The sequence below is a fragment of the Streptomyces griseiscabiei genome, from assembly GCF_020010925.1.
Lineage (GTDB): Bacteria > Actinomycetota > Actinomycetes > Streptomycetales > Streptomycetaceae > Streptomyces > Streptomyces griseiscabiei.
Genome location: NZ_JAGJBZ010000001.1, coordinates 2,463,556 through 2,482,171 on the forward strand (window position 1 = coordinate 2,463,556; position 18,616 = coordinate 2,482,171).

Below are 18,616 nucleotides of genomic sequence, written 5' to 3' on the forward strand. Positions count from 1 at the left end.
GGCCGCCACCGGGGCGCCGCGCGGTCACCGCGTCGCGGCGGCACCGTATCTCGCCTGTCCGCCCGACGAGTTGGGTGTCCGTCCGACGAGTCGAGCGGGCCGCCCGGGACACCCGCGCGGCCCAAGGAGGTCTCGGCCGACTTGCCGCCGGGGACCGGGCGCACAAGCTGGGAGGAGGTCGTTCACTTCCCGGGAGGACATCCGACATGGCGACGGTCCGCAAGCACGACGGTGAGCAGCAGACGCTGGAGGTCTTCGAGATCGAGTTCGACGACGGGGACTGGGAGGCGATGCGCCCCGACCCCGAGCGGTTCTTCCGGGAGCTGCTGGAGCCCGACTACAAGGTCAACGGCATCTGCCTCGACACCAGGAACGCGGCCCGGCTCGCCCGGGGCGAACTGGTGGCGGCGAGTTTCGTCCGGCTCGTCCACATCAGCGGCGGGCCCTTCGACTCGTACTACGTCTGGCCCGAGCACAAGATGTGAGGCCGTGAGCGGTCGGGGCACCGCCACGCGGCGCCCTCACGGCTCGGCGGTCCCGTACGGGCGCAGCAGGAGCAGGGCGATGTCGTCGGTGTGCCGGTCGGTACGCGGGGTGTGCTGGACGAGGCTGTCCACGAGCTGGTGCAGGGGGAGGCCGCCGACCTCGCCGAGGTGCTCCGCGAGGTCCGTGATGGTCCGGGTGATGTCGCGGCCGGGGTTCTCCACCAGACCGTCGGTGTAGAGGGCGAGGAGCGTGTCCGGGGCCAGGGACAGCGAGGTGAGCGGGTAGGCGGGGGACCCGATGCCGATGCCCAGCGGCGGGCCGGGGCAGATGTGCACGGGGTGGGTGCGCCGGTCGGGGTGGCGCAGCAGCGGGGGCGGATGTCCGGCGCTGGCGAGCGTGACCTGGTGGTTCGCCAGGTCGAGGTGGGCGTAGAGGCAGGACACGAAGCGGCTGGCGTGCAGGTCGGCGAGGTCGCGGTCGGTGCGGGTGAGGACCTGGTCGGGGGTGGCGCCGGCCGTGGCGTGCGAGTGGACCGCCATCCTGACCTGGCCCATGAGGGCCGCCGCCGTCATGTCGTGACCCTGCACGTCTCCGATGACCGCCGCGGCGGTGGTGTCGGTGAGGCGGATGAGGTCGTAGAAGTCGCCGCCGATGTCCATGCCGTGGCTGGCGGGCAGATACCGGGCGGCGACGTCGAGCCCGGTCACGGTGGGCAGGGCGTGGGGCAGCAGGGTCTGCTGGAGGGCGTGGGCGAGGGTGTGCTGGGCGTCGTAGAGGCGGGCCCGGTCCAGGGCCTGGGCGATGAGTCCGGCGAGGGGGGTGAGGAGGGAGCGCTCGGCCGCGGTGAAGGGGTGGGGTTCGTTGTAGGCGAGGAGCAGACAGCCGATGGGGTGGCCGGAGCTGAGCAGCGGCAGGAAGGCCCACGCGTGCTTGTCGGTGATCTGCGGGGCCCTCGGGTAGAGGCGGGAGAGTTCGCCGCGGTCGGCGAAGAACGAGGAGGTGCCGGTGGTCAGGGTCCGGCCGGCGGGGGTCAGGTCGGCGTCCGTGGGCAGTCCGTCGAACAGTTCGATCACGGCGGGGTCGTAGCCGCGGTGTCCGATGATGTGGATGCGGCCGGCGTCGGCGGTGGACATGATCATGCCGTGGGCGCCGAAGGCGGGCAGGATCCGCTCGGCGACCAGGTCGACGACGTCCTGGACGCCGAGGGTGTCGGTCAGTGCCGCAGCCAGGGCCATCAGCAGATGGATGCGGCTGTGCGTGGGGGTGCCGGTGAAGGCCGGCTGCGTGCCGGCCGGCCGGGAGGTGGGGTCGGGGGCGATGAGGACGCTGGTGCCCGTGTCGTCGGTGTGGAGGCGCAGGTCGAGCCATCGGTCCGGTGGGCGCAGCACGGTCAGGGCGATGGGCTCACGACTGCTCACGGCCGTGCGGTAGGCGTCCATGTACGCGATGTTGTCCAGCCAGGGCAGGGACCGCCACGGCTCGGTTCCCAGCAACTGGTCGGCCGGTCTGCCGAGGAGGTCGGCGGCTGCCGCGTTCATATACGTGACGCATCCGCCCAGGTCGAGGCCGAAGGCGCCGAGGGGCAGGCGTTCCACCAGCTGGGCCGCGGCGAGTCCGGACTGCGGCCTGGGGTCGGCGTGGTGGGGACGGACGAAGCGGGGCCGGTCCGGGATGACCGGGGGGTGGGCCGCGGCGTCCAGGACGCGGGCGATCCGGCGGGCGCCGTCGGCGATGTGCCCGCGCTCGCGGCGGCTGAGCCGGGGCGAGCGGCCGGGGGGCCACATCAGCAGCAGCGCGCCGCGGCAGTGCCGGACGTCCTTGAGGGGCACGACCGCGAACGCGACCTGGTAGGGGATGCTCGCCGCGACGCGGGGGTAGCTGCGGGCCAGTTCGTCCAGGGAACTCACCCAGACGAGGCGTTCGTTGCGTATCGCGTCCTGGCTCGGGCCGCGCACGGCGAAGGGGGCCCGCCACCACGGGGCGAAGGCGTCGACCGGGATGCCGCACAGCGCGACGAGGCCGATCACGGCTTCCGTCGGGTCCAGCAGATAGACGCCGCCCGACCTGGCACCGGTACGGCGCACCGCCGCCGCCAGGGTCTCACCGAGCGGATCGACCACACCCGGCTCCGCACCGGACCCGGTCATGCGGCGCCACACCTAACGCCCATAAGGCGACGCTAAGCCCGCACGCGGGCGACGGCATGTGGATCACGGGGACGGGGCGCCGTGCGGGGCGCTGGACGAGGTGCCGCACGGGCGCCGGACGAGACGCCGGACGGGGGCCCGACCGGCTGTCGGCGGACGGCGCGATCCGGGTCGGGACCGAGGCGGGGCCGGGCAGGACCGAGGCGGGGGGCGCGGAGGTGGTGAGGAGGCGGTGAGGAGGTGGTGGTGAGGCGGTGGCGAGCGGATGGGCAGGCGGTATCCGGCCGAGTACCGGACGGGGTACGGGCGGCCCGTGATGTCCCGGGTGCCGCCGCCCCGCCGCCCCACGGCGCCGGGCGGTGCCACCCGCCGCACGCCTCCGACAGGGTCCGGCCAGAAGTCCGTACGGGACGATACGGGCGGGTCCGGGTGCTCCCGGTGACGCGGCGTGTCGGGCTACGATCAATCGTCGACACGCGGGACGGGGCTCACCAGCGCTCACGCGCCTGACGCAACGTCAGCAAAGTTGGCCGATCCGGTAGCGCGAGGGAGACGCCGTGTTCTATTACCTGCTCAAGTACGTGCTTCTGGGGCCGCTGCTGAGACTGGTCTTCCGGCCTCGCATCGAGGGCCTCGAACACGTACCGTCATCGGGCGCGGCCATCGTCGCGGGCAACCACCTGTCCTTCTCGGACCACTTCCTGATGCCCGCGATCCTCAAGCGCCGCATCACGTTCCTGGCGAAGGCCGAGTACTTCACCGGCCCGGGGCTCAAGGGCAGGCTGACGGCGTTCTTCTTCCACAGCGCCGGGCAGATCCCGGTCGACCGCTCCGGCAAGGACGCGGGCCAGGCCGCCATCCGCGAGGGGCTCGGCGTGCTGAGCAAGGACGAACTCCTCGGCATCTACCCGGAGGGCACCCGCTCGCACGACGGCCGCCTCTACAAGGGCAAGGTCGGCGTCGCGGTCATGGCGCTCAAGGCCGGGGTGCCGGTGATCCCCTGCGCGATGATCGGCACCTTCGAGGCGCAGCCCCCGGGCAAGGTCATCCCCAACATCCACCCCGTCGTCATCCGCTTCGGCAAGCCCCTCGACTTCTCCCGCTACGAGGGCATGGAGAACGAGAAGGCCGTCCTGCGCGCCATCACCGACGAGATCATGTACGCGATCCTCACGCTCTCCGAGCAGGAGTACGTCGACCAGTACGCGGCCGTGGTGAAGGCCGAGGAGGCAGCGGCGGCGAAGGCGGTGAAGGAACGCAAGTTCCCGCGCATGCCGTTGAGTTGAGCATGTTGCCGCAGGCGGTGCCGGGTTGAGCGAGCCGCCGTGCGGCCGGGCGTTCTGCCGGTGGCAGATCTTCACCGTGGCCGGGGCGTGGTCGTCGTACGGTCGGGGGCATGACACGACGTGCTGTGGTGATCGGGGCGACGGGACAGATCGGGCGCGTGGCCGTGGGCGCGCTGGCGCGGGACGGCTGGGCGGTGACGGCCCTCTCGCGGGGCGGCGACCGGGACGACGGCTGGCCGGAGGAGGTGCGGACCGCACCGGCCGACCGGGGCGACGACGCGGCGCTGGCGGCGGCGATCGGTGACGGCTGTGACGTGCTGGTGGACATGGTGGCGTACGGGCCCGAGCACGCCCGGCAGTTGCTCGGCCTGGCCGACCGGATCGGGTCGGCGGTCGTGGTCTCCAGCATCTCGGTGTACGAGGACGGCAAGGGCCGCAACTTCGACACCCAGGCGGAGCCGGACGGCTTCCCCGAGTACCCGGTGCCCCTCCCCGAGAGCCAGCGCACGATCCGGCCGGACGACCTCTCGTACAGCACCCGCAAGGCGGGGCTGGAGCACGAACTCCTCGCCGGGGGCGACCGGTTGCCCACGACCCTGCTGCGCGCGGGCGCCATCCACGGGCCGCACTGCCGTACGCCGCGCGAGCTGTACTTCGTCAAGCGCAACCTGGACGGGCGGCCCCGCCGGGTCCTCGCGTACGGCGGTCGGAGCCGCTTCCATCCGGCGAACGTCCACAACATCGCCGAGCTGATCCGGCTGGCCGCCGCCCGGCCGGGGACACGGGCGCTGAACGCCGTCGACCCCGAGGCGCCGACCGTCGTGGAGATCGCCGCCGCGATCGACGCGGTGATGGGCGTCGAGCCGGAGAACGTCCTCGTGGACGGCCCCGCCCCCTCCCCCACCGTGGGTGACACCCCGTGGTCCGTGCCGGCGCCCGTGGTGTGCGACATGGCGCTGGCGGAACGGGAGTTGGGCTACCGCCCGGTGGTGCGGTACGCGGACTCGCTGCCGGAGACGGTCGCGTGGATCGAGGGCCGGCTGGCGGGCGGACGGGACTGGCGGGAGGCGTATCCCCGGATGGCCGAGGTGTACGGGGACCTGTTCGACTACGCGGCGGAGGACGTGTGGCTGGCGGGGCGGCCGAAGTGAGCGGGTGAGCACGGAGGGAGGGGGCGGCCGGTAGTACCGGCCGCCCCCTCCCTCCTCCTCAGGGTCCTACGGTGTCGGCGTGGCGTGCGGGGCGCACTTCACGTCGGCCTTGCCCACCTTGCCGGTGAGCAGGTAGGTGTCGACCCGCGCGTTGACGCACGGGTTGACCAGGCCGGTGACTCCGTGGGAGCCGGCCTTCGTCTCCGTGACCAGACGCGAGCCCTTGAACCGCTTGTGCAGCTCGACGGCACCCTCGTACGGGGTGGCCGCGTCCCGCTCGGACTGGACGATCAGGACGGGCGGCAGGCCCTTCTTCGTCTTCACGTCCAGCGGGGTGTACTGCTTGGACTGCCAGGTGGCGCACGGCAGGTTCATCCAGGCGTTGGCCCAGGTCATGAACGGGTGCTTCTTGTGCAGCTCGGTGTTGTCGCGGTCCCACTTCTTCCAGCTCGTGGGCCACTTGGCGTCGGTGCACTCGACCGCCGTGTAGACGGCGTTGCCGTTCTCCGAGGCGGCGTTGCCCGCGGTGTCGGAGAGGTCCGGGGCGGCGGCGTCGACCAGCGCCTGGGCGTCACCGGCGGCGTACTTGCTCCACACCTGGGCGGTGGGCGCCCACGCGGAGTCGTAGTACGGGGCGCTCTGGAAGAAGGAGATCAGCTCGGCCGGGCCGACGACCCCGCCGAGGGGCTTCTTCTTCGCGGTGGCGCGCAGCTCCAGCCACTTCGCCTGCACCTTGGCCTGGGTGTTCCCGAGGTGGTACGTCGCGTCGTTCGCCGCGACCCACTTCGTCCAGTCCTTCCAGCGCCCCTCGAAGGCGACGTCCTGGTCCAGGTTGGCCTGGTACCAGATCTTCTCGCGGGAGGGGTTCACCACGCTGTCGACGACCATGCGGCGCACGTGGTTCGGGAAGAGGGTGCCGTAGACGGCGCCGATGTAGGTGCCGTAGGAGACGCCGAGGAAGTTGAGCTTCTTCTCCCCGAGGGCGGCCCGGATGACGTCCAGGTCACGCGCGGTGTTCGGCGTGGTCATGTGCGGCAGCATCGCGCCGCTGCGCTTCTTGCAGCCGGCCGCGTACTCCGCCGCGAGCTTGCGCTGCTTGCGCTTGTCGGCCTCGGAGCCCGGGACCGGGTCCATCTTGGGCGCCTTCACGAACTCCTGCGGGTCGACGCAGGAGATGGGCGCCGACTTGCCGACACCACGCGGGTCGAAGCCCACGAAGTCGTATGCCTTCGACGTGTTGACCCACAGCGGGGCCTTGGTCGTGACCCGGCGCGGGAAACGCAGGCCCGAACCGCCCGGGCCGCCGGGGTTGTAGACGAGCGCGCCCTGGCGCTCCTTCTTCGTCCCGGTGCTGCCGATCCGGTCCACGGCCAGCTTGATCTGCTTGCCGTTCGGCTTGGCGTAGTCCAGCGGGACGGTGACCCAGCCGCATGTGATCGGCTTCTCCAGGCCCCAGCTCTCGGGGCAGTCCTGCCAGGCGATGCCCTTCTTCGCCGCCTTCGCCGCGGCGACCGCCACGCCCTGGGCCTCGCGGTCCTGCGCGGGAGCGCTGTCCGCGGCGCTGGCCACGGGGGCCGTGACGGCACCGGCTATCAAGGTCGCCGTGACGAGCAGACCCGCGGAGCCGAACGCCGCCGTCCTTCTGGTCGGCCTCATACCTCTCAAGAGGAAACTCCCCGTACATAGATTCGAAGTTTCGAATGGTCACGGGGATCCTCGTGCCTGTGAGGTGCCTGAGGACAGAGGGGCGAACAGTTCTTTACTAATCCGATAACCGGTGCGGAAAGTCCCGTTCAGCGGAGGAACGGCCGCGGCTCCTCGCGATCCGGGAGCCGCCCTCCGTCAACCGTCCAGCTCGGCAAGGGCCTCGTCCAGGACGCGCCGCAGCCGTAGCGCGTCCGGCGCGAGGGCGCTGACGAGAACCGCGGGCCCGGCGAGCGGGGTGAGCGCGGCCGTCTCCCCCAGCACCCTCGGCGCGGGCGTCCGCTCGGCGAACTCCGGCCGTACGACCACGAGTTGCCCCAGGGCGCGGAACCCGCCCAGCACGGCGGGCCCGTCCCAGCCGCCGGGCGCGCCCGGACCGCACCCCACCTGCTGATCGAGCAACGGCCGCCCGGCGAGCAGCACGGTGAGTCGGCTGGTGAGCCGGCCGGGCTCCTCCCCCACCCGTCCGAGCACCTGCTCCTCCCGGAACACCAGCCGTGCCCCGGCGGCGAGATCCACCCGCGTCGACACCCCCAGATCGCTGCCCCGCGCGGAGATCAACTGCTCGGGCAGCCACCGCAGTTCGCCTCCGGCGGCGACCTCGATCCGTACGTCGTAACGGGCCTCGCCCTTGGCCTGGCCCGGCAGCGCGATCGTCGCGGCGGCCGACCCCACGCGCAGCCGGGCCCCTTCACCGACCTCGGCCTCGACGGCGAACCGGTCGCCGCCGAGCGGTCCGCTCATGGCCCCGACGAGCATGACCCGCGCCTCGTCGCCGCTCCCCCGGGTGCGGCGCAACGCCAGCGGCCCGTCGCTCTCCAGCACGGGCAGGGCCGTACCGCCCCGCCCGTCCGCGCGGGCCGCGATACGGGCGGTGGCCCTGACGCCGGAGGTCCCCCGCGCCTCTTCCGACACTGTCATGCCGTCTCCGTCGCTCTCATGCCGTCCACGCCACGAGCTTCTCCCGCACCCAGGCCGCGACGTCGCCGACCCCGGCCTCGCTCCGCAGCGACTGGAACACCACCGGCAGTTCCGCGCGCTGCGCCTTCGCGTCCGCGGCCATCCGGGCGAGGTCGGACCCCACGTACGGCGCGAGGTCCGTCTTGTTGACGACGAGCAGGTCGGCGGTGGTGACGCCGGGGCCGCCCTTACGGGGGATGTCGTCGCCGCCGGCCACGTCGATGACGAAGATCTGCGCGTCGACGAGGCCCTTGGAGAAGGTGGCCGTGAGGTTGTCGCCCCCGGACTCGACGAGGATCAGATCGAGCGGTCCGACCTCGTCCTCCAGGTCCTCCACCGCTTCGAGGTTCGCGGAGATGTCGTCCCTGATCGCGGTGTGCGGGCACGCGCCCGTCTCCACGGCCGTGATCCGCTCCGGCGGCAGCACGGCCTCGCGGAGCAGGAACTCGGCGTCCTCCCGGGTGTAGATGTCGTTCGTCACCACCGCCAGCGACAACTCGTCCCGCAGGGCCTGGCAGAGCGCGGCGACGGTCGCGGTCTTCCCGGACCCGACGGGCCCGCCCAGACCGATCCGCAGCGCCCGTCGCGCCCCGTCGGCGCGGTGCGCGTCCGCGCTGATGGCCGGGGGGCCGTCGTGGGAGTGGGTGTGATCGAGATGCATGGGTGGTGACTCCTGACTGGGGGATCGGGTTCGCGGAAGAGCTCGGTGGGATGGGGTGCGGTGGCGGGTGCGGGTGCGGTGGGGCTTCTCGCGCAGTTTCCCGCGCCCCTGAAAAGCAGGGGCTGCGCCCCGTGCTTTTCCCCGAAAGGGCCGCAGGCCTCTTTCAGGGGCGCGGGGAACTGCGCGACCAGCCCCCACCGGACGGACGTTTGGGGGCGAGGAAGGTCAGGACGCGAACAACCGCACGGGCCAAGCCGCATGCACCTCCGCCCCGATCTCCACCAGCGGCGCCGACGAAGCCGGCAACTCCCCCACCCCACCCCGCCCCGCCTCCACCGCCGCCCCCACCACCACATCCATCTCGGGAGCCAGCCGCGCCAACACCCCCGTCGCGTCGAACGGATCAAGACTCAGCAGCCGCACCACCGCACTGGCCACCCCGCTCACACTCTCGTACACGGAGCAGTACGCCGCGTCCTCCGCCCCCAGCCCGGCCCCACGAGCCACCACCCCCAGCACCACCGGCTGATGCGCCCCCTTGGGATACGCCCGTGCCAGCGCGTCCAGCTCGGCCGACGGCCAGACCACCCGCGCCGCCCGCGTCAACTGCCGCCCCAGCTTCCGCGAAGCGACCCGCAGCGCGAGCGACGGCGTACGGGCGTCGGCGGCCGTGTCCAGCTCGGCCGGGTCGACACCGAGCGCGGCCGCCGCGGCGAGGGAGGCCGACACCAGCCCTGCCGTGTGCAACCGCCCCCGGCAGAACGCCTCCAGCCCTTCCACCCCGGTGATCCGCCCCGCCTTGACCGCCGCCTCGGCCCCGCCGGAGTGCGCGTGCCCCCCGGCGGGAAACCGACCGTCGGCCAGTACGAGAAGAGTCGCCCTGCCCATTCAGCGCCCGCCCATCAGAAGAGGAAGTACCGCTGGGCCATGGGCAGTTCGGCGGCCGGAGCCGCCTCCACCAGCTCCCCGTCGATGTGCACGGCGAAGCTGTCCGGATCGACCCGCACCTCGGGCCGCGCGTCGTTCTCGCGCATGTCGGCCTTGGTGACCCCGCGCGTCGACTCGATGGCGACGAACCGCTTCCCCAGCGCGAGCCGCTCCGGCAGCCCGTCCTCGATGGCGAGCGGCGCCACGAAGTTGAACGAGTTGGCGGCCGGCGCCCGCCCGATGGCCCCGAACATGGGGCGCGGCAGGATCGGCTGCGGTGTGGGGATGGACGCGTTGGCGTCGCCCATCTGCGCGTACGCGATCTGCCCGCCCTTGAGCACGAGCTGCGGCTTGACGCCGAAGAACGCCGGCTCCCACAGCACGAGGTCGGCGAGCTTGCCGTTCTCGACGGAGCCGATCTCCTTGGCGAGTCCCTGCGCGAGCGCCGGGTTGATCGTGTATTTGGCGACATAGCGACGTACCCGGTGGTTGTCCGCCCGCCCGTCGCCCGGCAGGGCACCCCTGCGCCGCTTCATCACATGGGCCGTCTGCCAGGTCCGCAGGATGACCTCTCCCACCCGGCCCATCGCCTGCGCGTCGGAGGAGATGATCGAGATCGCGCCCAGGTCGTGCAGGATGTCCTCGGCCCCGATGGTGGACGGCCGGATACGGGACTCGGCGAACGCGAGGTCCTCCGGCACGGCCGCGTTCAGGTGGTGGCAGACCATCAGCATGTCGAGGTGTTCCTCGGCGGTGTTGACGGTGTAGGGCCGGGTCGGGTTGGTGGAGCTGGGCAGGACGTGCGGCTCGGACACCACGGTCATGATGTCGGGCGCGTGCCCGCCGCCCGCGCCCTCGGTGTGGTACGCGTGGATGCCGCGTCCGGCGATCGCGGCGAGCGTGTCACCGACGAACCCGGCCTCGTTCAGCGTGTCCGTGTGGATGGCGACCTGGATGCCGGTCCGTTCGGCGACCGTCAGGGAGGCGTCGATGACGGCCGGGGTCGAACCCCAGTCCTCGTGCAGCTTCAGACCGAGGGCGCCGCCGCGGATCTGGGACAGCATCGCCTCGTGCGAGACGGTGTTGCCCTTGCCCAGGAAGCCGATGTTCAGCGGGTACCGCTCCATCGCCTCCAGCATCCGGGCGAGGTGCCACGGGCCGGGGGTGACGGTGGTGGCCTTGGAGCCCTCCGCCGGACCCGTACCGCCGCCGACGAGTGTGGTGACTCCGGACGACAGGGCCTCGTCGGCGATCTGGGGGCAGATGAAGTGGACATGGGCGTCGACACCGCCGGCGGTGACGATCCGCCCGTTGCCCGCGATGATCTCCGTCTCGGGGCCGATGACCAGGTCGGGGTGGACCCCGTCCATGGTGTCGGGGTTGCCGGCCTTGCCGATGCCGGTGATCCGGCCGTCGCGGATGCCGATGTCGGCCTTGACGACGCCCCAATGGTCGATGATCACCGCACCGGTGATCACCGTGTCCGGGGTGCCGTCTGCGCGCGTAGCACGGGCCTGGCCCATGGATTCGCGGATGACCTTGCCACCGCCGAACACGGCCTCGTCCCCGGCGAGTCCGGGCCCGCCCGAGCGGTCCTCCTCGATCTCGACGAGCAGATCGGTGTCGGCCAGCCGGATACGGTCACCGGTGGTCGGGCCGAACAGGTCGGCGTACGCGGCACGCGAGATCTCAGGCATCGAGGGCACCTCCGGTCTCCCCGCGCAGTCCGGGCACCACACGGGCACCGGCGAGCGGGACGAGTTCGACGTCGACGGGGATGCCCGGCTCGAACCGCACGGCGGTGCCGGCGGCGACGTTCAGCCGCAGTCCGCGCGCGGCGGCGCGGTCGAACTCCAGGCCGGGGTTGGCCTCCGCGAAGTGGTAGTGGGAGCCGACCTGGACGGGCCGGTCGGCGGCGTTGAGGACGGTGAGCCGGGTGACCGCACGGCCCTCGTTGTAGACGATCGGGTCCTCGGCGAAGAGGATCTCTCCGGGAATCACGGCGTCTCCCCTCAGACGATCGGATCGTGGACGGTGACGAGCTTGGTGCCGTCCGGGAAGGTCGCCTCGACCTGGACGTCGTGGATCATCTCGGGGATGCCTTCCATGACGTCGTCCCGGGTGAGCAACTTCCGCCCGGACGCCATGAGTTCGGCCACCGTACGGCCGTCCCGCGCGCCTTCGAGGAGGTGCGCGGTGATGAGCGCGACGGCCTCGGGGTGGTTCAGCTTCAGGCCACGGGCCCGGCGCTTCTCCGCCACATCGGCCGCCACATGGATCAGCAGCCTCTCCTGCTCGTGCGGGGTCAGTTGCACGGCGTCCACCTCACATCCTCGCTCCGGACCGTGCGGGGTCCGGTTGCCTCGCCACCGGGCACATTCGCTGGTGGCGTGGCCGCAGGCTAATTGGGTGGCGTTTCGGCGACGTTAACCGGACCGTGATCCACGCGCCGCGCCGCCGCCGTGCCGGGCCGCCCGTTCCGCCGCGCCCCGGCACCGCCCCGCTCAGTCCCGGTGGCTCAGCCCCGGGCCTTCGGGTCCCCCATGCTCGTCAGCGCCTTCACTCCCAGCTCGACCACCTGGATCGGTACGTCGCCGAACAGCGCGTACTGGGCGGCGAAGCCCTGGGCGAGCGCCACCATCGTGCGGGCCACGCTGACGGCCGGGATGTCGGCCCGCATCATCCCCGCGTCCTGGTACCCCTCGACGATCCTCACCCAGGGCTTGCGGACCGTGGCGAACCCGTCGACGAGGATGGTGTGCAGGTCGGGGTTGCGCAGGGTCTCGCCCCACACCTGCACCATCAGCCTCGGGTACAGGGACTCCTCCGTCTCCCCCAGCCACGGCTGCTGGTGCAGGATCCGGCGCAGGACCGCCCCGATGAGAACGTCCGGCGGCGGGGGCGGGCTCTGCGCCGCGGCCTCCTCGAAGGCCTCGCGGACCCGGCCGAGCACCTCCTCGACGATCGCCGCGATCAGCTCCTCCTTGCCGCTGAAGTAGCGGTAGACCGCCCCGGCGGAGAGGTCGGCCTCCTTCAGCACGTCCTGCATCGACGTGGCGTGGAAGCCGTTGCGCGCGAAGCAGCGGGCGGCGGCGTCGAGGATCTGGCGGCGGCGGGCGTCGAGACGCTCCTGGGATACGCGGGGCATGTCACCCAACGTAAAACGAACGTTCCTTCTTGACAAGGCGCAACCCCCGGGAGCATGGTGAAGTCAAGAAAAACGAACGCTCCTTCTTTTTGGCGGCCCCACCCATCCGGCCGCCCCTCCCACCCAAGGAGAACCATGTCCGCCCCGTCCGCCGCACCCACCGCGGCCCAGGCCACCGGCACCACACCCGCCACCGCCGCCGGCCCCGGCCCGGCGGCGCCGACCCCGGCCCACGCGGCGCCCCCGAGCCGCCGCATGATCGCGATCATCGTCCTGATCCCGGTCATCGCGGCCCTCGCGCTCTGGGCCTTCGCCTGGCCCAACGCCCGCACCGCCCCCCGCGACCTGCCGCTCGGCGTGGCCGGACCGGCGACCGCCGTCACCCAGGTCGAGCAGCAGCTGAAGCAGCGGGACGGCGCCTTCGAGATCCACCGCTACGCCGACGAGGCGGCCGCCCGGGACGCGATCAAGGACCGGACCGTATACGGCGCGGTGGTCGTCACCCAGGCCGGACCCAAGCTGCTGACGGCTTCGGCGGCGAGCCCGATGGTCGCCCAGTTGCTGCAGCAGGCCGTCACCCAGCAGGCCGCCGAAGAGGGCGTCCCGGTGACGACCGCCGATGTGGTGGCCGGTCCGGCGAACGACCCGCGGGGCGGCGCCTTCGGTTCGAGCGTGCTGCCGCTGGCCCTGGCCGGCACCGCCTCCGGCGCGCTGGTCACCGTGCTCGGACTGCGCCGGTGGCGTGCGGTCGGCGCGCTGGCCGGGGCCGCCGCCCTGGTCGGCGTGGCCGCCACCGCGATCACGGACAGCTGGCTCGGGGTGCTCGGCGGGCACTGGTGGGCGGAGGCCGGTGTGCTGAGCCTCGCGACCCTGGCCGTCGGCGCCACCGTGGCCGGCCTCGCCTCCCTGCTGGGCAGGGCGGGCCTCGGTCTGGGCGCGCTGCTGATCGTGTTCCTCGGCAACCCGTTCGCGGCCGCCTCCTCGGCACCGCAACTGCTGCCCGAGCCGGTCGGCGCCCTCGGTCAGCTCCTGCCGCCGGGCGCGGGCGCGTCACTGCTGCGCTCGGTGTCCTTCTTCGACGGCGCCGCCGCCCTCACCCCGGCCCTGGTCCTGACCACCTGGGCGACCCTCGGCCTGGCCGCCGTGCTCCTGGGCGACCTGCTCAGGCGGCGCCCCAAGCCCACGGAGCGGACCACCGCCGAACCGGCCCCGGCCCCGGCACACTGACCCGCCCGGAGACCGAACGCGGAGTCCGAACCCACAGTCCGAACCCGGAGGCCGAACTCACAATCCGCCCCCGGAGCCCGGAACACAGACCGGCCGTGCGTCCCCGCTGTAGCGGACGGGGGCGCACGGCCTTTCGTCACGTCGGCGACACGGCCGTCCGGGCCGTCCGGTGGCTACGAAGCCCCCGGCCCCCGATGCTCCGCCGCGATACCGAACCGCTGCTGTTCCCTCGCCGTCGGCGCGACCTCGCGGACTCGGGAGACGGCACTGACCACCGGCTCCTCGGCGGGTCCCTGCAGCGCTTCGAGCTGCTCCAGGTCGGCGGCGGAGACCAGGGCGACGAGGGGCTTTCCGTGCCGTGTCACGACGACACGCTCACCGCCGTAGACCACGCGGTTGATCAGATCGGCGAGCTCAGCCCTGGCTTGCGTCACCGGAATCTCGTAGGCCATGGAGTCCAGCTTAGACCGGGCGCCGCACACCGCCCCGAGCGGAAGATCCCCGTTCTCGACCGAGACCGCCCAACCGGCACCGCGCGACCGGCACCGCGCGACCGGCACCGCGCGATCGACGCCGCGCGATCGACGCCTCTCAACCGACACCACCGAACCGATCGTCCGAGCCCCTCCCCTCGGCTACGTACGTCCTGTACATTTTTTACAGACGTCGATCAGAGGAGGCGCTCCCCATGCCCGCGAACCGCCCGTCGGCCCGACAGGTGCTGCCCGAGTTCACCGAGCGCACCAGTGCGGGTCACCGAACGATGGATCCGTACTCGAAGTTGTTGGAGGAACGGATCGTGTTCCTCGGGACGCCGATCGACGACACCTCGGCGAACGACGTGATGGCGCAGTTCATGCATCTCGAGTACCAGTCGCCGGACCGCGACATCTCGCTGTACATCAACTCGCCGGGCGGCTCGTTCAGCGCGATGACGGCGCTCTACGACACGATCCGGTTCGTCACCTGTGACGTGGAGACCATCTGCCTCGGACAGGCGGGTTCGGCCGCCGCGGTGCTGCTGGCGGCGGGCACGCCCGGCAAGCGGTTCATGCTGCCGGGGGCACGCGTGCTGATCCATCAGCCGGAGGTGAGCGGCCGGATCGAGGGGCAGACGAGCGATCTGGTCATCCAGGCCGCGGAGTTGACGCGCAACCGCCGGATGCTGGAGGAGATGCTCGTCCGGCACACGGGGCAGAGCCCGGAGCGGGTCGGCGCCGACATCGAGCGGGACAAGTTCCTCGACGCCGAGGCGGCGGTGGCGTACGGGCTGGCCGACCGGGTGATCCCGAGCCGCAGGAGCTCCCACCCGCTCCCCGGCGCGAGGTGAGGCGCGGATGCTGCCACCGGAACTGCCGCCGCTGCCCGCGCTCACCCGCGCCGAGGCGGAGCTGATCGACCGTTACCTGGACGTGGTCGATCTGCTCGGCCGGATCAATCCGGCTCGCCCGGGCGACACCTACCGCGGGTTGCGCGCGGCGCAGGCGCTCGTCGCCAAGGCGATCGCACTGCGCGAAGCGCTCGAACTGATGCACAGGCGCGGGGAGAACGAGGTGCACGCCCCGACCCTCGCGCGGGCGCTGCGGGTCCTCGACGGCGAACGACGGGCCGGCCGCGTGGCCCTGCCCCCGGAGCCGGAGGACTCGCCCGCCTGAGCACAGGAACTCACCTCCCCCGCACGGGACCGCTCGGCCGTCTGAACCGATCCCGGGCCGTTCGCCGTACTACTGACGGAGCGTCCGGTCCGGGTTTCCCGCCCTCCGGACGGCCTACCGTGATCGACCCATCGGCCCATACGTCATGAGGACCTGTGAAGTTGCGCAACATGCCTGGTACATGGCCGGAACGCCTCATTCCGGTGCTGGTGCGGACCTCCTCGACCAGTGGGACACAACAGCCGAAAAGGCTCTGTCCACCCGAACGGTCGAGTGGTGAGTAAGACCACAAATCCACGGTTCCGTTGGGATTTTCGGACGTCCGTGCGCCAAGATCCCTTCCTGACGACAAGCCCCCGCCGCAGCGGCGGGGCGATCCGGGTGGACGCCGAGTCCTGCCGCTACCCGGATGACCGGTCGACAGGAGTGCATCGGCAGGAGTGGAGGACCCAAGCACGACGGGTCGCCGGAACGGTCAAGCCATGACCGGGCCGAGCAGCCCTTGGGGTGAAGCCGCGTCAGCGGCCGGGCAACTTCGCCAGCCCGAATCCGACAGGTCATCCTTCACAGGCGGCTGACGAAGGGTTGCGCATGTCTGCGCTGAATCGTGTCCCGTCGCTGTTGACCCGGGCCGGCACGGCCTCGGCTCTCACCATCGCCGCAGTGAGCGGCAGCATCGTGGTCCCGGGCGCCGCATCCGGCGCCGAGGCCGCCACAGTGGCGTCGAAGGCACTCAAGGTCGCGGCTTCCAAGAAGGGCTCCCCTTACAAGTACGGCGCCACGGGCCCGGGCAGGTTCGACTGCTCAGGGCTGACGCTCTACTCGTTCAAGAAGGCGGGCAAGAAGCTGCCCCGTACTGCTCAGCAGCAGTACAACAAGACGAAGCACATCTCCGCGAGCAGCCGCAAGCTCGGAGACCTCGTCTTCTTCCACTCGGGCTCGAACGTCTATCACGTCGGTATCTACGCGGGGAAGGGAAAGATCTGGCACTCGCCGAAGACGGGTGACATCGTCCGGCTGCAGAAGCTCTGGACGAAGAACGTCTGGTACGGCCGGGTCCGCTGACCCACCGTCGGGGGCGGCGGAGGCTCCGCCGCCCCCGACGGGCGCCCTCGACGGGTGCCGCCAACGGGCGCCCCCGACCGGCATCCCACCGGCGACCACGCCTCGAACAGGCGTGCCATGGCCGGATCTGGTTACCCGTCCGCCCATGGCCGACGAACACACCGTCCCCGCACGCAACGAGACCCCCCTCGAACGCGCAGACCGCAACTTCTCCGAACTGCTCCAGGAGCTGCGGGTCACCCAGACGGGGGTGCAGATCCTCTTCGCGTTCCTGCTGACGCTGGCCTTCACCCCGCGCTTCCCGGAGCTGGACTCCGTGCAGCGCGCCACCTATGTCACCACCCTGCTCCTCGCGGTCCTCGCTGCGGCCCTCTTCACCGCCCCGGCCGCACTGCACCGTTCGCTCTTCGGGCAGAACGCCAAGCCCGTCATCGTCCGGGTCTCCTCCCGGCTGGCCGGCGCGGGCCTGGTGGTGCTGATCCTCGCCTTCGCCGGATCCGTCCTGCTGGTCGTGGATGTGACGCTCGACCGGGCGGCCGGCATCGCCGCCGGGGCCGGCACCCTCGTCGGATGTGTGTTCCTGTGGGGTGTGCTGCCGCGGCTGGTGGGACGCGCGCACTCCCTCAGGTCTCCTGCGGACCGCCGGCCGTGACCGGCTGGACGGGAACCGTCCACGGAAGTTCGATCGCCACCGTCTTGCCGCCCTCCCGTGTGGGTCTGACGCTCAGCCTGCCGCCGCACTCGGCGGTCAGCCAGCGGATGATGACCATGCCCCGGCCGTTGTCCTGCTGGACGGCGGCCGGCAGCCGTTTCGGGAAGCGTGGGTGACTGTCGGTGACGCCGATGCGCAAGTGCTCGTCCCGGTCGAGCGCGAGGTCCACGGTGAACGTGGGCGACTGGCCCAGGGTGTGCTGGACGGCGTTGGTGGCGAGTTCGGACACGATCAGGCGCACGGTGTCCGCGATGTCGGTGTCGCCCGGCAGGCCCCATTCGGCGAGCACACTGGCGACGTAGTTCCGGGCCGCGGACACCGAGGCGGGATCGCTCGGCAGAGTGACGGATGCTTCCAGGTGATCTGCCATGGCGAGGCGTCCCTTTCCCACGGGACCGGTGTCCGACAGGGAGCGGATGGTTCGACTACGGTCCCGGACTGGTGCTTCGCGCCAGACTGCCACTACCTGGGCCGTCACGGGTGGCGATCCACCAAGATATGCATATATCTGTCGCTCGAAGCGGTGAACTATCCGACGGCCGACCGTATTTGGGTGAGGGTTTCGTCCATCCTCTGTCGTCACCCCGACTTCGCGCGCCGGGCGGAAGGAGAATCCCATGCAGTACGGTCCGGCGGTGCGCCGCCGCAAGCTCGGTGCCGAGTTGCGTGTCCTGCGCACCCGTTCCGCGCTCACCAGTATCGAGGCGGCCCATCGCGTGGGCTGGCACCAGTCCAAGGTGAGCCGGATCGAGACGGGCGCCAGCGGGGTGAAGCCCGCGGACGTCCGCAGGCTGCTGGACGCCTACGGGGTCGACGACACGGAGTTACGGGAACTGCTGCTGGCGCTCGCGGGCTCCGAGGACGGCGGCGGGCGGCACAACTGGTGGCACGCGTACCGGGGTGTACTGCCGCCGACGTACCGGGACTTCATCAGTCTGGAGTCCCAGGCCGGCGGGATGCGGACGCTGGAGACCTCGGTGGTGCCGGGACTGCTGCAGATCCCCGAGTACGCGCGGGCGGTGACCCGGGCCGCGGTGGAGGGGCTGGAAGACGACAAAATCGACGCGCTCGTGGAGGTGCGGCTCGCGCGGCAGGAAGTGCTGCGCGGGAGCCCGCCGATGCGGCTGAGCGCGGTGCTCGACGAGGGCGTTCTCCGACGTGAGGTGGGCGGCCCCGAGATCATGACCCGGCAGCTGGTCCGTCTGGTGGAGGCGGCGCGCCTTCCCCAAGTGCGACTGCAGGTGCTCCCGTTCACTGCCGGGGCGCATATCGGCCTCACCGGCCCTTTCGTAATTTTCTCATTTCGGAGCACATCTGATCTGGACGTGGTTGTTCTCGACCACTTGACGAGTAGCCTCTACCTCGAACGGAAAGAAGACCTCAAGGCGTATGTCGAGGCCTTCAACGCCCTTCAGATCCACGCCCTTTCGCCCGAGGACTCGTTGGATTACATCGCCGGGCTAGCCGCCGGCGCGTAAGGAGGCACC

The 18,616-nt window shown here is 71.5% G+C and carries 20 protein-coding genes and 1 riboswitch; of the genes, 9 read left to right on the forward strand and 11 right to left on the reverse strand.

The annotated features are described in order from the left end of the window. Window positions 1-206 precede the first annotated feature (206 nt). Entirely contained in the window at window positions 207-485 is a 279-nt protein-coding gene (locus J8M51_RS10585) for a hypothetical protein (protein WP_086761649.1), read from the forward strand. Between the two features lie 36 nt (window positions 486-521). Here the strand turns inward: J8M51_RS10585 and J8M51_RS10590 are convergent, their stop codons facing one another. Beyond that, complete coding sequence (locus J8M51_RS10590; RefSeq protein ID WP_267299134.1) at window positions 522-2,633, reverse strand: SpoIIE family protein phosphatase; 2,112 nt, start codon at window positions 2,631-2,633, stop codon at window positions 522-524. A gap of 557 nt (window positions 2,634-3,190) precedes the next feature. On the opposite strand from J8M51_RS10590, the gene J8M51_RS10595 reads away from it, so the two are divergent. Together J8M51_RS10595 and J8M51_RS10600 are read left to right on the forward strand one after the other, a co-directional pair. After that, on the forward strand, window positions 3,191-3,919 hold the full coding sequence (locus tag J8M51_RS10595; RefSeq protein WP_086762201.1) for a lysophospholipid acyltransferase family protein: 729 nt from the start codon (window positions 3,191-3,193) through the stop codon (window positions 3,917-3,919). A 125-nt stretch (window positions 3,920-4,044) separates the two neighbouring features. Then, window positions 4,045-5,070: an NAD-dependent epimerase/dehydratase family protein gene (locus tag J8M51_RS10600; protein WP_179203422.1), complete on the forward strand. Its 1,026-nt coding sequence runs from the start codon at window positions 4,045-4,047 to the stop codon at window positions 5,068-5,070. Window positions 5,071-5,136: 66 nt separating this feature from the next. Here the strand turns inward: J8M51_RS10600 and J8M51_RS10605 are convergent, their stop codons facing one another. From J8M51_RS10605 to J8M51_RS10640, 8 genes are all read right to left on the reverse strand, one after another. Beyond that, window positions 5,137-6,726, reverse strand: a complete 1,590-nt coding sequence (locus J8M51_RS10605; RefSeq protein WP_086762197.1) for an alpha/beta hydrolase — start codon at window positions 6,724-6,726, stop codon at window positions 5,137-5,139. 186 nt (window positions 6,727-6,912) lie between these two features. Next, complete coding sequence (locus J8M51_RS10610; RefSeq protein ID WP_086762195.1) at window positions 6,913-7,695, reverse strand: urease accessory protein UreD; 783 nt, start codon at window positions 7,693-7,695, stop codon at window positions 6,913-6,915. A gap of 16 nt (window positions 7,696-7,711) precedes the next feature. Continuing rightward, window positions 7,712-8,395 (reverse strand): urease accessory protein UreG, encoded by a 684-nt coding sequence (gene ureG, locus J8M51_RS10615; protein WP_086762193.1) that lies wholly within the window; start codon window positions 8,393-8,395, stop codon window positions 7,712-7,714. A 225-nt stretch (window positions 8,396-8,620) separates the two neighbouring features. Next, window positions 8,621-9,283, reverse strand: coding sequence for an urease accessory protein UreF (locus J8M51_RS10620; RefSeq protein ID WP_267299135.1), 663 nt, complete (start codon window positions 9,281-9,283; stop codon window positions 8,621-8,623). A gap of 14 nt (window positions 9,284-9,297) precedes the next feature. Continuing rightward, window positions 9,298-11,019, reverse strand: coding sequence for an urease subunit alpha (locus tag J8M51_RS10625; RefSeq protein WP_086763189.1), 1,722 nt, complete (start codon window positions 11,017-11,019; stop codon window positions 9,298-9,300). After that, window positions 11,012-11,323 (reverse strand): urease subunit beta, encoded by a 312-nt coding sequence (locus J8M51_RS10630; protein ID WP_086763191.1) that lies wholly within the window; start codon window positions 11,321-11,323, stop codon window positions 11,012-11,014. The genes J8M51_RS10625 and J8M51_RS10630 overlap by 8 nt, the downstream gene beginning before the upstream one ends. A gap of 11 nt (window positions 11,324-11,334) precedes the next feature. Next, entirely contained in the window at window positions 11,335-11,637 is a 303-nt protein-coding gene (locus J8M51_RS10635; protein ID WP_037727756.1) for an urease subunit gamma, read from the reverse strand. 203 nt (window positions 11,638-11,840) lie between these two features. Further along, window positions 11,841-12,470 (reverse strand): TetR/AcrR family transcriptional regulator, encoded by a 630-nt coding sequence (locus J8M51_RS10640; protein WP_086763193.1) that lies wholly within the window; start codon window positions 12,468-12,470, stop codon window positions 11,841-11,843. A 135-nt stretch (window positions 12,471-12,605) separates the two neighbouring features. Between J8M51_RS10640 and J8M51_RS10645 the strand changes: the two genes are divergently transcribed. After that, window positions 12,606-13,697, forward strand: a complete 1,092-nt coding sequence (locus J8M51_RS10645; RefSeq protein ID WP_086755560.1) for an ABC transporter permease — start codon at window positions 12,606-12,608, stop codon at window positions 13,695-13,697. 173 nt (window positions 13,698-13,870) lie between these two features. Here the strand turns inward: J8M51_RS10645 and J8M51_RS10650 are convergent, their stop codons facing one another. Continuing rightward, entirely contained in the window at window positions 13,871-14,149 is a 279-nt protein-coding gene (locus J8M51_RS10650; RefSeq protein WP_086755561.1) for a type II toxin-antitoxin system Phd/YefM family antitoxin, read from the reverse strand. 236 nt (window positions 14,150-14,385) lie between these two features. Between J8M51_RS10650 and J8M51_RS10655 the strand changes: the two genes are divergently transcribed. The 4 genes from J8M51_RS10655 (at window position 14,386) to J8M51_RS10670 (ending at window position 17,069) form a co-directional block, all read left to right on the forward strand. Further along, window positions 14,386-15,027 (forward strand): ATP-dependent Clp protease proteolytic subunit, encoded by a 642-nt coding sequence (locus tag J8M51_RS10655; protein ID WP_086755562.1) that lies wholly within the window; start codon window positions 14,386-14,388, stop codon window positions 15,025-15,027. A gap of 7 nt (window positions 15,028-15,034) precedes the next feature. Then, window positions 15,035-15,352 (forward strand): hypothetical protein, encoded by a 318-nt coding sequence (locus J8M51_RS10660; RefSeq protein ID WP_086755563.1) that lies wholly within the window; start codon window positions 15,035-15,037, stop codon window positions 15,350-15,352. A 417-nt stretch (window positions 15,353-15,769) separates the two neighbouring features. Continuing rightward, window positions 15,770-15,940: riboswitch (cyclic di-AMP (ydaO/yuaA leader) on the forward strand. Between the two features lie 3 nt (window positions 15,941-15,943). Continuing rightward, entirely contained in the window at window positions 15,944-16,417 is a 474-nt protein-coding gene (locus tag J8M51_RS10665) for a C40 family peptidase (protein WP_086755564.1), read from the forward strand. Between the two features lie 145 nt (window positions 16,418-16,562). Continuing rightward, window positions 16,563-17,069 (forward strand): DUF6328 family protein, encoded by a 507-nt coding sequence (locus tag J8M51_RS10670; protein WP_086755565.1) that lies wholly within the window; start codon window positions 16,563-16,565, stop codon window positions 17,067-17,069. Here J8M51_RS10670 and J8M51_RS10675 read toward each other — a convergent pair. Further along, a complete protein-coding gene (locus J8M51_RS10675; RefSeq protein WP_086755566.1) occupies window positions 17,041-17,499 on the reverse strand; it encodes an ATP-binding protein in 459 nt (152 codons plus the stop codon). The genes J8M51_RS10670 and J8M51_RS10675 overlap by 29 nt on opposite strands. Before the next feature lie 247 nt (window positions 17,500-17,746). Between J8M51_RS10675 and J8M51_RS10680 the strand changes: the two genes are divergently transcribed. Next, window positions 17,747-18,607, forward strand: a complete 861-nt coding sequence (locus tag J8M51_RS10680) for a helix-turn-helix domain-containing protein (protein WP_086755567.1) — start codon at window positions 17,747-17,749, stop codon at window positions 18,605-18,607. The last annotated feature ends 9 nt before the right edge of the window (window positions 18,608-18,616 follow it).